Annotated in this window: 14 protein-coding genes; 10 read left to right on the top strand and 4 right to left on the bottom strand. The window is 69.3% G+C overall.

The features are described from left to right. The first annotated feature begins 88 nt into the window (after positions 1-88). Positions 89-1,441: a flavin monoamine oxidase family protein gene (locus QUE68_RS21395; protein ID WP_284231197.1), complete on the top strand. Its 1,353-nt coding sequence runs from the start codon at positions 89-91 to the stop codon at positions 1,439-1,441. Here QUE68_RS21395 and QUE68_RS21400 read toward each other — a convergent pair. Beyond that, positions 1,431-2,381: an alpha/beta fold hydrolase gene (locus QUE68_RS21400; RefSeq protein WP_284235284.1), complete on the bottom strand. Its 951-nt coding sequence runs from the start codon at positions 2,379-2,381 to the stop codon at positions 1,431-1,433. The genes QUE68_RS21395 and QUE68_RS21400 overlap by 11 nt on opposite strands. A gap of 109 nt (positions 2,382-2,490) precedes the next feature. On the opposite strand from QUE68_RS21400, the gene QUE68_RS21405 reads away from it, so the two are divergent. Then, positions 2,491-3,465: an NADPH:quinone oxidoreductase family protein gene (locus QUE68_RS21405; RefSeq protein WP_284228284.1), complete on the top strand. Its 975-nt coding sequence runs from the start codon at positions 2,491-2,493 to the stop codon at positions 3,463-3,465. Here the strand turns inward: QUE68_RS21405 and QUE68_RS21410 are convergent. Continuing rightward, positions 3,452-5,080: a CocE/NonD family hydrolase gene (locus QUE68_RS21410; protein ID WP_284228285.1), complete on the bottom strand. Its 1,629-nt coding sequence runs from the start codon at positions 5,078-5,080 to the stop codon at positions 3,452-3,454. The two genes, QUE68_RS21405 and QUE68_RS21410, sit on opposite strands and share 14 nt — an antisense overlap. A gap of 78 nt (positions 5,081-5,158) precedes the next feature. After that, positions 5,159-5,410 carry a hypothetical protein gene (locus QUE68_RS21415; protein ID WP_284228286.1) on the bottom strand — a complete coding sequence of 84 codons (252 nt, stop codon included), beginning with the start codon at positions 5,408-5,410 and terminating at the stop codon, positions 5,159-5,161. Positions 5,411-5,555: 145 nt separating this feature from the next. Between QUE68_RS21415 and QUE68_RS21420 the strand changes: the two genes are divergently transcribed. The 6 genes from QUE68_RS21420 (at position 5,556) to QUE68_RS21445 (ending at position 11,048) form a co-directional block, all read left to right on the top strand. Further along, positions 5,556-6,407, top strand: coding sequence for an ABC transporter substrate-binding protein (locus tag QUE68_RS21420; RefSeq protein WP_284228287.1), 852 nt, complete (start codon positions 5,556-5,558; stop codon positions 6,405-6,407). Beyond that, on the top strand, positions 6,404-7,231 hold the full coding sequence (locus QUE68_RS21425) for an amino acid ABC transporter permease (RefSeq protein WP_284228288.1): 828 nt from the start codon (positions 6,404-6,406) through the stop codon (positions 7,229-7,231). The genes QUE68_RS21420 and QUE68_RS21425 overlap by 4 nt, the downstream gene beginning before the upstream one ends. Continuing rightward, the gene (locus QUE68_RS21430) at positions 7,228-7,977 is read left to right on the top strand and encodes an amino acid ABC transporter ATP-binding protein (RefSeq protein ID WP_284228289.1); all 750 of its coding nucleotides are present in this window, start codon (positions 7,228-7,230) and stop codon (positions 7,975-7,977) included. Before QUE68_RS21425 ends, QUE68_RS21430 begins: the two co-directional genes overlap by 4 nt. Before the next feature lie 88 nt (positions 7,978-8,065). Next, the gene (locus QUE68_RS21435; RefSeq protein ID WP_284228290.1) at positions 8,066-8,854 is read left to right on the top strand and encodes a DeoR/GlpR family DNA-binding transcription regulator; all 789 of its coding nucleotides are present in this window, start codon (positions 8,066-8,068) and stop codon (positions 8,852-8,854) included. 5 nt (positions 8,855-8,859) lie between these two features. Continuing rightward, entirely contained in the window at positions 8,860-9,954 is a 1,095-nt protein-coding gene (gene galT, locus QUE68_RS21440; RefSeq protein WP_284228291.1) for a galactose-1-phosphate uridylyltransferase, read from the top strand. Further along, complete coding sequence (locus QUE68_RS21445; protein WP_284228292.1) at positions 9,951-11,048, top strand: galactokinase; 1,098 nt, start codon at positions 9,951-9,953, stop codon at positions 11,046-11,048. The genes galT and QUE68_RS21445 overlap by 4 nt, the downstream gene beginning before the upstream one ends. 4 nt (positions 11,049-11,052) lie before the next feature. Here QUE68_RS21445 and QUE68_RS21450 read toward each other — a convergent pair whose 3' ends face one another. Further along, positions 11,053-11,835 carry an SDR family NAD(P)-dependent oxidoreductase gene (locus QUE68_RS21450; protein ID WP_284228293.1) on the bottom strand — a complete coding sequence of 261 codons (783 nt, stop codon included), beginning with the start codon at positions 11,833-11,835 and terminating at the stop codon, positions 11,053-11,055. 209 nt (positions 11,836-12,044) lie between these two features. On the opposite strand from QUE68_RS21450, the gene QUE68_RS21455 reads away from it, so the two are divergent. Further along, entirely contained in the window at positions 12,045-13,574 is a 1,530-nt protein-coding gene (locus QUE68_RS21455) for an ABC transporter substrate-binding protein (protein ID WP_284235283.1), read from the top strand. Beyond that, complete coding sequence (locus tag QUE68_RS21460; protein ID WP_286274408.1) at positions 13,571-14,224, top strand: TetR/AcrR family transcriptional regulator; 654 nt, start codon at positions 13,571-13,573, stop codon at positions 14,222-14,224. The genes QUE68_RS21455 and QUE68_RS21460 overlap by 4 nt, the downstream gene beginning before the upstream one ends. Positions 14,225-14,227 lie beyond the last annotated feature (3 nt).

Consider the following 14,227-nt stretch of genomic DNA (forward strand, 5'->3'; position numbering starts at 1 on the left):
TCACCCTCGGAGGGCGTCCACGATCCGGCCAATGACTCCACCCGGATGGCGCTCGCCCGTACCCGAACGGCTCGGGCACACTGAGGACATGTTGGACGTCGTCATCGTGGGCGCCGGGTTCGCTGGGCTGGCGGCCGCCCGCAAGCTGACCGCCCTGGGACGCGACGTCGTCGTCCTCGAGGGTCGCGACCGCGTCGGCGGCCGGTCCCACACCACCACGATCGCCGGTGTCCCGGTCGACCTCGGCGGCACGTTCGTCGGCCCGACGCAGACCGAAGTCCTCGCCCTTGCGGCCGAACTCGGCTGCCCGACCGTGCCGACCTACGACCACGGCGAGAATCTGATCCGCTGGCGCGGCCGGGTCCGGTCCTACCGAAGCACCATCCCAAGGCTGTCCATCCTCGAACTGCTCGACGTCTCGCGGATCCAGTGGCGGTTCGAACGCCTCGGCAAGCAGATTCCGACGGATGCGCCGTGGACCGCTCCAACCGCCCACCGGCTGGACCAACTGACGCTCGAGGGTTGGCTGCAATCGGTGCACGCGGGCAAGAGCACCAGGGACCTGATGGCCATCATGGCGAGGGTGACGTGGGGCTGCGAGCCCGACGAGGTGTCGATGCTGCACGCCGTGCGCTACGTCAAGGCCGCGGGCGGCATCGGCCCCATGCTCGACGTGAAGGGCGGTGCGCAGCAGGACCGCTTCCCCGGGGGCACCCAGCAGATCGCGCTGCGCATGGCCGAGGACCTCGGGGACCTGGTGCGTCTCGACCACGTCGTCACACGCATCGAGCACGGCCCGCAGGGCGTGACCGTGCACACCGCGGCCGAGGCGCTGACGGCGCGTGCCGTGATCGTCGCCGTCCCGCCCGAGCATCGCGGGGCCATCCGCTTCGAGCCGGAACTGCCCGTCGGGCATGCCGATCTGGCCAGGCACTGGCCGCAGGGCAACTTGAGCAAGGCCTACGCCGCCTATTCGACGCCGTTCTGGCGTGCGGACGGGCGATCAGGCGAATCGTTGTCCGACGACGGTCCGGTGTTCATCACATTCGACGTCAGCCCCGGGGACTCGAAGACCGGGGACGGCCCGGGGGTCCTGCTCGGCTTCACCGACGCGCGCACCTTCGACTCACTCGAACCGGACGCGCGCCGCGCCACAGCCCTGAAGTGCTTCGCCGACCTCTTCGGCGACCAGGCCCTGCACCCGACCGACTACGTCGACCATCGCTGGAGCGCAGAAGCATTTGCCCCCGGTGGTCCGACCGCCGCGGTGCCGCCAGGTTCGTGGACGACGTACGGACGCTGGCTGCGGGCGCCAATCGGCGGCATCTTCTGGGCGGGTACCGAGACCGCGGACGAATGGACGGGGTTCCTCGACGGCGCCGTCCGCTCGGGTCACCGCGCGGCCGCCGAGGTGGTCGGCCATCTGGACGCTACGAGCTGATCCGCCGGTTCGCCTCGGCCGACTCGGCCAGACCGCGCAGCAGCCGATTGACCTCGTCGGGTTGCTCGAGGATGGCGCAGTGCCCGCCGGACATCTCGACGAACGACACCAGGTTCGGTACGTCCCCCGCGATCCGGCGTGACGACCCGATCGGCAACAGACGGTCATGGCGACTACCGATGACCAGTGTCGGCACCGTCAGGTTGCGTACCGAGATGTGCTTCGGGCCAAGGGAATCGACGAGAACCCTGGCCCAGCCGCCGCGGCCCGCTGCCGGGGTCTTCGCGAACAGGTCGAAGACGAACTCAACGATCGCGGGGTCGGCGTCCCGGCCGACCGCCAGCGCGGCGACGATCCGTCGGCTCTGCTGCACCGAGCCCGGCACCAGCGGCGCCGACCCGAACCGCTTCAGCAGGAGCCCGGCCGTGCGCACCCGGCCTCCCACCAACGGGCCGGGGACCGGCAGGAAGTTGACGTTGCGCAGGAGATCACCGGTCGTCGTGTTGATCAGCGCCACGGCGTCGGCGCACTGCCGCACCCGGTGCGCGTAACGCTGCGACCAGGACGAGATCGCGATGCCGCCCATCGAATGACCGGCGATCACGGCGCGCTCACCGTGGGCCAGCGTGGCGTGGAGCACCGAATCGAGGTCCGCGGCGAGGAAGTCCAGGCTGTAGTTCCCGCGACGCTGCGGCACGCCGCTGCGGCCGTGGCCGCGGTGGTCGTAGGCGATGACGCGGTACTCGCCCGCCAGATCGTTGATCTGATGGGCCCACACCGGGATGGCGCAGGTGATCCCGTGCGCCAGGACGATGGGATATCCGTTCTCGGGACCGAACACCTCGGTGTGGATCTTCGTCCCGTCCACCGAGCGGACGTCGACCGGGCGGCCGGGTGGCATCGCATCCAGGGCCGCCAACCGCCTCGAACGCGTCGCCATGTGTGCTCCGATCCGCCGCGGCACCCTTGCCAGCGGCTGACGGATCATAACTATCGCCGCAGCGGACCGTCCTACCGGCGGTGCCGCCACGGGCTGTTAAATGGTCACGATGCGCGCCATTCAGATACCCAGGCTCGACGGTCCAGAGGCTGCCGAACTCGTCGACATCGACGAGCCGGTACCCGGGTCCGACGACGTCCTCATCGACGTCCACGCGGCCGGTGTCGCCTTCCCCGATGCCCTTCAGACGCGCGGGCTCTATCAGCACAAGCCGGAGCTCCCCTACGTGCCCGGCGCCGAGATCGCCGGCGTCGTGCGCCAGGCTCCCCCCGGCGCCCACGTGACGGCAGGCGATCGGGTGGCCGCGCTGACCATGCTTTCCGGTGCGATGGCGGAAGTCGTTGCGCTGCCTGCAGATCGGGTGTTCCTGCTGCCCGATGCGGTGTCGTTCGAAGCGGGCGCCGGGCTGTTGTTCAACGATCTGACGGTGCACTGCGCGCTGCGCACCCGCGGCCGACTGGTAGCGGGTGAGTCCGTGCTCGTGCATGGCGCGGCGGGCGGTATCGGCACCTCGACACTGCGGCTGGCGTCCGCGTGGGGAGCTTCCCGCACCATCGCCGTCGTCAGCACCGAGGACAAGGCCGACGTCGCCCGCGCCGCCGGTGCCACCGACGTGGTCCTGGCCGACGGGTTCAAGGATGCCGTGAAGGAGCTCACCGGAGGCCGTGGCGTCGACATCGTGGTGGACCCGGTCGGCGGTGACCGGTTCACCGATTCCCTGCGATCCCTCGCGCCAGGTGGCCGGCTGCTGGTCATCGGCTTCACCGGAGGCGACATTCCCACCGTCAAGGTGAACCGGCTGCTGCTCAACAACGTCGACGCGGTCGGCGTCGGCTGGGGCGCCTGGGCCGCCACCCACCCGGGGTACCTGGCCGAGCAGTGGGCCGAACTGGAGCCGCTGCTCGCATCCGGCGCCGTGTCGGCGCCCGAACCCGTGGTCTATCCCCTCGAGCGGGCCGCCGACGCCATCGCCTCCCTGGAGGATCGCACCGCCAAGGGCAAGGTCGTCGTCAAGATCCGATAGGTCGGGCTTCGCTGGGGAGTACCAAGGTCGAACGCGCGCAGTCGATTTCGTGTGTCGATCGAACGAAGTCGACACCGGTCGCCAGCGGCTCACCCGTGCCGAGGTTCCTGGCAAACCGCGGGAACGACCCGCCCGCCACCGTCAGCCGGATCCGGTGGCCGGCGCGAAACCGGTGCGCGATCGCGTCGAACTCGATCCGCAGCGGCCCAGAGGAGCCCCGGCCGGCGTGCGCATAACCGTCGGAGACGTTCTGGGAGCGGCCCGCCGCGTCGACGTCGCTGAGTCTGACGGCCACGTCGGCGGACGCCGCGTCTACGGAGTGCGCGAGCTCTACGTACGGAACACCGATGACCAGCTGGTCGACCGCCAGTTCGCCGCCGGTGAACGTCAGCACGTCGGAACGCTGGGCGAGCGCACCGTCGTCGCGGTAGCCAGCCGCCGACGCCAGCAACAACCGACCTCCGATGGTCGGCGTCGGGTCGGCGGGGTCGTAGACGAACCGCAACCGGGTGCCCTCGGCTGCGGGCTCGTCGGCCAGCCGCGCCTCGTGGTGCAGATACGAGACGGACGGAGTCGAGGGCGGCGGCCAGTCGGGCAGATCCCGCCAGCTCCCGTCACCGGTGACGAAGATGCGGACGGGGTCCGCCCGCCGACGGCCGGCCAGCCAGTCCAGCGACTCCCGGATCGCCACGCCGCCACCCTCGCCGTGCGTCCACGGTCCGACCACCAGCGCGACGTCGCCGCCGCCGTCGCGCAGCATCCGGTACTGCGCCATGGTCTGGTCGAAGAACAGGTCCTGCCAACCGCCGATCAGCAGCACCGGCCGCTCCGCCTGGAACGCGACCGCACGTTGGCGCCAGTACTCGTCGGACGGATCGGTGTTCCCGAGCCAGGACTGGAAGTACGGGGCGCCACCACCCATCACCGAATCGGCGGCCGCACTCAGCGGGAGTGCCCCGACGGCGGGCGCCAATCGGCGCGGGGTCGACAGCGACCGGATCAGCTGCCGCACCAGTCCGCCACGCTCGTGCCAGGCCATCTGGTAGCCCCACGTCAGGAAGTCGAAGAGGGCGAACGCGCCCCTCCCCCACGCGGCGTGGCCCAGGTCGTGTGGCGCCATCGTCACGACGGACGTCGTGAGTTCGGGCTGGGGGTCGGCCAGGAGCGCCAGCTGGGTGAAGCCGAGGTAGGAGCCACCGACCGTGGCGAAGGTGCCCGTGAACCAGGGCTGCCCGCGCAGCCACGCGACGGTGTCCGCACCGTCCTCCACCTCGCCGTAGCCGGGCTCGAAGGTGCCACCGGAGCCGAAAGTCCCACGCGTGCTTTGCAGTACGACGTGGTAGCCGCGTTCCGCGTACAGCGCGAGGATCACCCGGGTCGGCAGGGCATCCCGCGTGTAGGGGCCGCGCAGCAGAAGTGTGCCCGCCGGCGTGTTCGTCAGCGGCGCATAGTGATCGGCCAGCAGCACCGCCCCGTCGCGCATGCGGACCGGCACTCGCCGCCGGATCCGGTAGCGGGTCGTCGCCGGTCCGAGTCCGGCCCTGCGCGCGGCGACTCTCGCCGCGAGTCGGGTCACCACGTCGCGCAGGTGGCCGTGGGCGCGGTCGTCGGACACAGCAACACGATAGGGCCGGTCGCCGGTTTGCGCGCAGCTGCCCCCGGCGGGTGGGCCGGGGGCAGCTGGCGTCGTGGGTCAGGGTTGCCTGGCGCGAACCAGGAAGGCGACCGCCGTCACCGCGGCGACGACACCGATCACCCCCCAGAGGATGAACGAGAACACCAGGGAGCCGACGAATCCGCCGAACGTCAGCGCGAGGTACACCAGCCAGATCAGGCGGTAGGCGCACCAGGCCGCGAGGACGGCACTGCCGATGCCGATGACCCGGCTGCGCTGGCGGTCGACGCGGGTGATCTGTTCCTCGATTGCGGCGGGGACGATGTTCATGCTGCCTGGCCTTCCGTGGGGCGTCGCCTCGGTGGCGTCGTCGTGGCGCTCAGTAGACGGCGCCCCCGCCGCTACCGATCCCAACAACGGTCATGATGATCGCAAACGATGGCGCGCGGTCATCAGTTGCGCGATGATGCCGCCCATGCGCACTCTCTCCGCTCTGGTCTCCATGCTGGCTCTGCTCGGTTCGGCGGTGGCCTGCGCGCCCGCCGACGACACGGCGACCGGCACGTCATCGTCCGCCGCGGCGGGCCAGTGCACCAAGGACTCCCTGTCCACCTTGGCGAAGGGGTCCCTCACCTTCGGCACCGATCAACCGGCCTACCCGCCGTGGTTCGTGGACGACGACCCGGCCAACGGCAAGGGATTCGAATCGGCGGTCGCCTACGCCGTCGCCGGCAAGCTCGGCTACACACCCGAGGACGTGAAGTGGGTGCGGGTGCCGTTCAACGCGGCCATAGCACCGGGCCCGAAGACGTTCGACGCCAACCTGAATGAGTTCTCGATCACCGACGAGCGCAAGCAGGCGGTGGACTTCTCCTCGCCGTACTTCAACGTGACGCAGGCCGTCGTCGCGGTGAAGTCCTCACCGGCCGCACAGGTGAAGACCCTCGACGGGCTCAAGGGACTCAAGCTGGGCGCGCAGGTCGGCACCACCAGTTACACGGCCGCGCAGGCGATCGACCCGGGTGTGGCCGTGTTCAACAACAACGACGACGCCAAGGCCGCGTTGTCGAACGGTCAAATCGATGCGCTGGTGCTGGATCTACCCACCGCCTTCCAAGTTCAGAGCGAGCTCACCGACGGCGTCATCGTCGGCCAGTTGCCCGCGGGCGGCGAGCAGGCCGAGCAGTTCGGCATCGTGCTGGACAAGGGCAGTCCGCTGACGGCCTGCGTATCCAAGGCGGTCGACGATCTTGGCAACGACGGCGAGCTGTTCAAGCTGCAGAAGGTATGGCTCACCGGCGCGGGCAACGCACCGGTCCTGTCGTGACGACGGCCGCCCTGGACCGGGTGGCCTACCGGCAGTCGCGAGCCCGACGGTCCATCCTGGTCGCCCTCGTCTCGACCGTGGTGTTCGCCACGGTGTTGCTACTCGCGGTGACGTCGTCACCGGGCTGGCCGCGGGTCCGCGATTCGTTCTTCAATCTGCGGATCGGCTGGGACAGCCTTCCTGCGCTGCTGGAGGGCCTGTGGCTCAACGTTCGGGTCCTGGTGGTCTGCCAGGTGCTGATCCTCGTCTTCGGTCTCGGGCTGGCGACGGTCCGGACGCTCCGCGGCCCGGTGTGGTTTCCCTTGCGCGCGTTGGCAACCGGATACGTCGACCTGTTCCGCGGCCTGCCGCTGCTGATCTGCCTCTACCTCGTCGGGTTCGGCCTGCCCGGGTTGCGGTTGGCGGGCTTGCCGACGAACCCGGTGCTGCTCGGCGGCCTTGCCCTGGTGCTGATCTATTCGGCGTACGTGGCCGAGGTGTTCCGGGCGGGCATCGAATCGGTCCACCCGTCGCAGTTGGCGGCCGCCAAGTCCCTCGGACTCGACTACCGACGGACGATGCGGTTGGTGGTGCTGCCGCAGGCGACCCGCCGCGTGACACCCGCGCTGCTGAACGACTTCGTGGCGCTGCAGAAGGACTGCGGTCTGATCTCGGTGCTCGGCGCGGTCGACGCGGTGCGCGCCGCGCAGATCCAGGCCGCCACCACCTACAACTTCACGCCGTACGTCGTGGCGGGTCTGCTGTTCGTCGCACTGGCGGTGCCCTCGGCACGGCTCGCCGACTGGGCGGCCAAACGGGTGGCGACGCGGCAGGGCGCGCTGTGACCACTCACCCCCCGGTGTTGTCGGTGCGGGGCCTGACGAAGGCCTATGACGACCGGCCCGTGCTCGGCGGTGTCGACCTCGACGTGGCCGAGCACGAGGTGGTCGTGCTGATCGGGGCGTCCGGATCGGGGAAGTCGACGCTACTGCGGTGCATCGACCTACTCGATGACATCGACGACGGCCAGATCCTGCTCGACGGCCGCGACATCAGCGACCCACGCATCGACGCCGACGAAGCCCGCCGCGCGATGGGCATGGTGTTCCAGTCGTTCAACCTCTTCCCCCACATGACCGCGCTGGCGAACGTGGCCCTGGCACCCCGGGTGGTGCACGGGTCGTCGCGCCGGGACGCCCAGGAGCGCGGCCGCGAACTGCTGGCCCGCGTCGGGTTGGCCGCGCACGCCGAGGCCTACCCCGACAAACTGTCGGGAGGTCAGCAACAGCGGGTGGCGATCGCCCGGGCGCTGGCCTACGAACCCCGCCTGCTGCTGCTGGACGAGATCACCAGCGCGTTGGATCCCGAACTCGTCGGCGAGGTGCTGACGCTCGTGGGCGAATTGGCGGGCGCCGGGCGCACCATCGTGATGGCCACCCACGAGATGGCGTTTGCGCGGGAGGTCGCCGATCGGGTGTGCTTCCTCGACGGCGGCCTGATCGTCGAGTCGGGTCCCGCCGAACGGGTACTGACCGATCCCCAGCAGGACCGCACCCGCCAGTTCTTGCAGCGGTTCACCAGCGGGCGTTGACAGTTTCGAACACAATCGCGCACTCTTGGTCGAAACTTCCGCTAGATTCTGTGCGGACCTGTTCGAATCGCGGTAGAGGGTGATGACGATGCTGGCCGATGAACGGCGGGGTGCAATCCTGCGCGCGCTGCAATCGGGTGGCGCGGTGCGCGTCGCCGACCTCGCGGCCCAACTGGCGGTATCGGAGATGACGGTGCGCCGTGACCTCGACACCCTCGACGCGCGGGACCTCCTCCGCAAGGTGCACGGCGGCGCGGTAGCGCGGCACCACCGCGGCGAGGAGCCGCGCACCGCCGAGAAGGCCGGACAGCAGCGGGTGGAGAAGGCGGCCATCGCCGCCACCGCCGCGGCAACGGTCGAGGACGGCATGACCATCGCAATCGGCGCGGGCACGACGACGACCGCGCTCGCCCGGCACCTACGAGCGCGATCGTCGATCACCGTCGTCACCAACTCCATCAACGTCTTTCAGGAGCTGACGGCCCCCGCTGCCGACGGTGCGGAGGCGCCGCTGGTGTATCTCAGCGGCGGGGTGCGCACCCCCTCGGACGCACTGGTCGGCCCCGTCGCCGACACCGCGATCGCGTCCTTCCGGGTGGATGCCACGTATCTCGGCGTGCATGGTCTCGACGACGACGCCGGCCTGACGTCGCCGAATGTCGCCGAGGCCCAAACGAATCGCACCCTGATCGGCATCGGCCGCCGCCTGGCCGTGCTGGCCGATCACACCAAGTACGGCGAGGTCGGCGCCTGCGTGTTCGCCCAACTCGGTCAGGTGCAGACGCTGATCGTCGACGACGGGCTCACCGACTCGGGCCGGGCGATCCTCGACGCGCATGTCGGCGAACTGCTCATCGCGCCCACGGCGGGGCGGTGAGCGCCATGGCGGCGGAGCCCCTGCGGTGGCACCTCGCCGACGGCCGAGACGTGTTGTTCTTCTCCCTGCCCGGCCGCCACCCCGCGCCGGTGCCCGACCGGCGGCCGCTGCCGACCCGGGGAGAACACCTGTCGCAGTTGCGGTTCGACCGACAGACCGGGCAGTGGGTGGCTGTCGCCGCACTACGCCAGGACCGCACCTACCTGCCGAGCGCCGACCGCTGTCCGCTGTGCCCGAGCGCGTCGGGCGAGGACAGCGAGGTACCCGCACCCGACTACGACGTCGTCGTCTTCGAGAACCGCTTCCCCAGTCTGTCCGGGGCCGACGGCAGGGCGTTCGCCCTCCCCGGCGTCGAGGGAAGCGACTTCGTCAGTGCGGCGGGACATGGCCGCTGCGAGGTGATCTCGTTCTCCAGCAGCCACACCGCGTCCTTTGCCGAGCTCGACGCCGCCCACACCCGACTGGTCGTCGACGCGTGGCGTCACCGCACCGCCGACCTCGCGAGCCGCCCCGGGATCGAGCAGGTGTTCTGCTTCGAGAACCGGGGTGAGGAGATCGGCGTGACGCTGACCCATCCACACGGACAGATCTACGGCTATCCGTATCTGACCCCGCGCACCGAGCACATGCTCGCCGAGGCGCGTGCGTACGCCGAGCGCCACGGCGGCAACCTCTTCGCCGACGTCCTCGCGCGCGAGGTGGCCGAGGGGACCCGCGTGATCGCGCGCACCGACCTCTTCACCGCGTTCGTCCCCTTCGCGGCCCGCTGGCCCGTGGAGGTGCACATCTATCCGAACCGGTTCGTGCGCAGTCTCGCCGACCTCGACGATGCCGAGCTGGACGGGTTCACGTCGATCTACCACGATGTGCTCGCCAGGTTCGATCGCATGTATCCCACTGTGTTGCCGTATATCTCGGCGCTGCATCAGTATCGCGACACCGACGCCCAACGGGAGGGGTACTTCCACGTCGAGCTGATGTCGGTGCGTCGCAGCGCGACCAAGCTGAAGTACCTTGCGGGATCGGAGTCCGCCATGGACGCGTTCATCAGCGATGTCGCCCCCGAGGCAGTCGCCGACCGATTGCGAGGGCTGGCATGACCGAGGTGATTCGATACGCCGCGCCGGGGCGGATCAACCTGATCGGCGAGCACACCGACTACAACCAGGGGTTCGCGCTGCCGATCGCGCTGCCGGACCGCACCGAAGTGACCCTGCGCCCCGATGACGGTGACGTCGTCGTGGTGAGCAGCGACCGCGAAGTCGGCGAGGTCGCGATCCCCCTGGACACCGCACCCGGCGACGTCGACGGATGGGCGGCCTACGTGGCAGGCGTGGTGTGGGCCATGCGTGGTGCGGGCCACGTGGTCGGCGGTGGCACGCTCTCGATCTCCAGCGGCGTCGAGATGGGTTCGGGGCTGGCCTCCTCGGCAGCGCTCGAGTGCGCGGCTCTGGGGGCTCTGGCATCGGCCGCCGGCCTGCGCATCGATCGCACCCAGCAGGCCCGCATCGCCCAGCGCGCCGAGAACGACTACGTGGGTGCACCAACGGGTTTGATGGATCAGCTGGCATCGCTGTACGGCGAGCCGCATCGGGCGCTGATGATCGACTTCCTGACGACGGACGTCCGGGCGGTGCCGTTCGACCCCGACGCCTCCGGGGTCGCCCTGATGCTGATCAACTCCCATGCGGCACATCGCCATGCGGGTGGCGAGTATGCGGCTCGGCGCGCGTCGTGCGAACGGGCGGCCGCCGATCTGGGCGTCGGATCGCTGCGCGAGGTGCAGGACCGCGGTGCGGCCGCCCTGCGCGACATCGTGGATCCCGTCGATGCCCGCCGGGCGCGGCACATCCTCACCGAGAACACCCGCGTCGCCGATGTCGTTGCGGCGCTGAGTGATTCTGACTTCGCCGAGGTCGGCCGGATCTTCACCGCATCGCACGCGTCGATGCGCGACGACTTCGAGATCACCACCGACCACATCGACCTGATCGCCGACACCGCGGTGGCCGCCGGGGCCCTCGGCGCACGGATGACCGGCGGCGGGTTCGGCGGATGCGTCATCGCCCTGGCGGATCTCGAGCGATGGCACGCCGTCGCGGACGCGGTGCGGGACGCCGTCGGCCGGGCCCGCTACGCCGCGCCGACGATCGCGTTGACCGAAGCCGGTGCCGGGGCGTCGATCACGCGGTGAACGCTCAGGACGAGATCGAGTTGCCGCCGTCGATCACCAGCGTCGTACCGGTCACGTAGGACGCGCCGGGCGCGGCCAGGAACGCGATGCCCGTGGCGACTTCGGCCGCACTGGCGGACCGGCCCACGGGAGTGGCGTCGCCCAGGGGGACCTCGGACGGGAGCTGGGCTGCAGTGGCGATCCAGCCGGGAAGCACGATGTTGGCCGTCACCCCGTTACCAGCGACATCGACGGCCACCGACCGCGTCATGCCGAGCATCGCGGCCTTGGCGGTGTGATAGCCGACGTCGCCCGTGTACGCCGTCAGGACCCCCGCCGACGAGCCGACGTTCACGATCCGGCCGTAACCGCGGTGCACCATGCCCGGCAACGCGGCTCTGGTGACGAAGAAGGCGCTGTCCACGTTGCGCCGAAGGGCGAGTGACCACTCCTCTTCAGTCATCGACATCAGCGGGTTCGGTCGTTCGGGGATGTTGACCGACGCCAGTCCGGCGTTGTTGACCACGATGTCGACCTTGCCGAACTCGGCTTCGGTGGCCGCGACGAGTCCCTGGGCGGCCCCCGGATCCATCAGGTCGGCGACGTGAGAGCCGGCGGCGATCCCCTCACGCTGCAGCTCGCTGGCCCTCTCGCCGACGCGATCGGTGGTCCCCGTCACCATCACCGACGCACCGAGCTGACCCAGCAGGCGCGCCGCGGCGAACCCGATGCCGAGGTCACTGCTCGAGCCGGTCACTAGCGCCACGTGACCGGTCAGGTCGAAGGCAGCTGGCACCGTTGTCGTCATTATGTTAATTCCCTTCGCATTTCAGCGCAGTTCGCGGCCTTCTGTGACGCCGTCGCCGCAACACTAGAACGCGCGACGCGGCATTTCTAGGTCGATCGTCCAAAACCTGGACGTTCGTACAAACTAGTAACCGCCATGTCACGAGGACGAAATGCAACGTGCCGAGACTCGGTGGCATGAAGCGCGCATGCGGTGTTACGGCCCTGGCGATGACCGCCCTCCTGTTGACGGCGACGGGCTGCTCGAACGACGGCAACGGGGCGGCCAGTAGCGAGGCCTCGACCTCGGCGGTACGGACTCCCCTGATGAGCGACCCACCGCCGCTGGACCCGGACTCGTTCTACCAACCCGAAGGTCTGCTGATCATGACCTCCGCGTATCAGGGACTACTCCGCTATGCGCCGGAGTCCACGACGATCGAGGGGCTGCTCGCGACGAAGTGGACCGTCTCCCCCGACGGCCTCACCTATACCTTCACCCTGCGTGACGGGGTCAAGTTCGCCGACGGCACCCCGTTCGACTCCGCCGCGGCCAAGGCAAGCTTCCAGCGCCGCATCGACGTCGCCGCCGGCCCGGCCTACATGCTCGCCGAACTGAAGGACATGCAGACACCGGATCCGAAGACCTTCGTCGTCACCCTGAACAAACCGGTCGCACCGTTCCTGGACTACCTCGCCTCGCCGTACGGCCCGCTGATGACCAGCCCGGCCGTCGTGGCGGAACACTCGGCCGACGGTGACCACGCGGCGGCCTGGCTTGCGTCGCACACCGCGGGCACGGGCCCCTACGAACTGACCGATGCGGTGCCGGCCAGTCACTACACGCTCACCGCCAACGCGAACTACTGGGGACCGCCACCACAGATCACCACCGTGGAGATGCCGGTGGTCGCCGCCACCGCGGTGCAGCGGCTGCAACTCGACAAGGGTGAGCTCGACATGATCCTGCACGGCCTGTCGAAGGGTGACTACGAGGCAGCGGCCAGTAGCCCCAACAGCGAAGTGCTGCAAACGAACGCGTTGGTCAAGGCTCATGTCATGGTCAACCCCGACTCACCGGTATTCGGCCCGAGGCCGGCGCGTGAGGCGCTCAGCGCTGCGCTCGACCGCGAGGCGCTGACCACCACGGTGTTCGGCGCCCAAGGCACGCCGTCGACGCAGTTCTACCCCACCGGCATGATGCCCGAGGGCGCCGTGCCCGACGCACCCGCCCTCGACCCCGCCAAGTTGGCCGCACTCGGCGCCAAGGGCGGCAACGTGGAGATCGGCTACCCCAGCGGGGACAGCAGCCTGCAGGACCTCTCCAATCAGATCCAGGTCATCCTCCAGCAGGCGGGCCTGAGCTCCACCGTTCGGGACTTCCCCCTGGCGCAGTTCTTCGCGCTCGGCGAAAACCCCGACCAGCGGCCCGACCTGATGGTCGCATCCTTCAATCCCGATGCCGCGCATCCCGATACGTGGTCGCGGATCTACGACTACACAGGTGCACCGGTCAATCTCCTCGGATGCTCGGTACCCCCGGCCGACAAGCTGCTCGACGAGGCCAGTGCCGAGCCGGACCCGGCCGCGTCGCAGGCGCTCTACGTCGAGGCGGCCAAGGCCTACCGCGATTCACTGTGCTGGGTGAACATCGCGGATCTGCACAACACGGTCGCCGCCCGCAAGGGGTACTCGGGCTGGAGCAGTCAGCCCGCCTGGATGTGGGATACCGACTTCTCCACCCTGAAGTTCGAGGGATGAGGGATACCGGCGCCGGAGCTGCCACCAAACAGGTTGATCACCAACGAAATACAGGCAACACGGTACGCGGCGCGCAGCGTCGCATCGAGATCATCGATGCGGCCATCGAGGTGATGGCCCGCGTCGGACTAGCCGGCCTGTCGATGCGCGTGGTGGCCAACCAGGCCGGAATCCCCCTCGGTGCCCTGAGCTACTACTTCGACGACAAGTCCGACCTCATCGCCCAAGCCTTCCAACAGTTGTCCGACCGGGAGATCGAACGCGTCGTCCGAGCCGCCGACCGGCTGCAACCGACGATGACCCCCGAGCAACTCGCGGATCTACTGGCGGACATGACCATCGACGGATTCACCTCGCCCCCCGGCGCAATCGTCACCCGCTACGAACTCGTCACCGAAGCCAGCCGAGACGAACGACTCCGCCCGATGTTCGAAGGCTGGCACGCCGCGATGGTGCCCGCACTGAGTCGGCTGTTCCGCGACCTTGGGTCGCGCCAGCCAGAACTGGACTCCCGCACCATCATGGCCGTGATGGCGGGTTTGGAGATCGACAACGTCTACCGGCCCCTCGGTCCGGTCGACAAGCGACGCATCCGCGCCACCCTCCGGCACACGTTCCGCGCGCTCATCACCATGCACGACACCGACTAGCCA

The organism is Mycolicibacterium sp. TUM20985, assembly GCF_030295745.1.
In the GTDB taxonomy this organism is placed as follows: Bacteria; Actinomycetota; Actinomycetes; order Mycobacteriales; family Mycobacteriaceae; genus Mycobacterium.

Bases quoted from the DNA above. Each gene is read 5' to 3' on its own strand.
- QUE68_RS21395 (WP_284231197.1), top strand. From the start codon at position 89: ATGTTGGACGTCGTCATCGTGGGCGCCGGGTTCGCTGGGCTGGCGGCC.
- QUE68_RS21400 (WP_284235284.1), bottom strand. From the start codon at position 2,381: ATGGCGACGCGTTCGAGGCGGTTGGCGGCCCTGGATGCGATGCCACCC.
- QUE68_RS21405 (WP_284228284.1), top strand. From the start codon at position 2,491: ATGCGCGCCATTCAGATACCCAGGCTCGACGGTCCAGAGGCTGCCGAA.
- QUE68_RS21415 (WP_284228286.1), bottom strand. From the start codon at position 5,410: ATGAACATCGTCCCCGCCGCAATCGAGGAACAGATCACCCGCGTCGAC.
- QUE68_RS21420 (WP_284228287.1), top strand. From the start codon at position 5,556: ATGCGCACTCTCTCCGCTCTGGTCTCCATGCTGGCTCTGCTCGGTTCG.
- QUE68_RS21435 (WP_284228290.1), top strand. From the start codon at position 8,066: ATGCTGGCCGATGAACGGCGGGGTGCAATCCTGCGCGCGCTGCAATCG.
- galT (WP_284228291.1), top strand. From the start codon at position 8,860: ATGGCGGCGGAGCCCCTGCGGTGGCACCTCGCCGACGGCCGAGACGTG.
- QUE68_RS21445 (WP_284228292.1), top strand. From the start codon at position 9,951: ATGACCGAGGTGATTCGATACGCCGCGCCGGGGCGGATCAACCTGATC.
- QUE68_RS21450 (WP_284228293.1), bottom strand. From the start codon at position 11,835: ATGACGACAACGGTGCCAGCTGCCTTCGACCTGACCGGTCACGTGGCG.
- QUE68_RS21455 (WP_284235283.1), top strand. From the start codon at position 12,045: ATGACCGCCCTCCTGTTGACGGCGACGGGCTGCTCGAACGACGGCAAC.
- QUE68_RS21460 (WP_286274408.1), top strand. From the start codon at position 13,571: ATGAGGGATACCGGCGCCGGAGCTGCCACCAAACAGGTTGATCACCAA.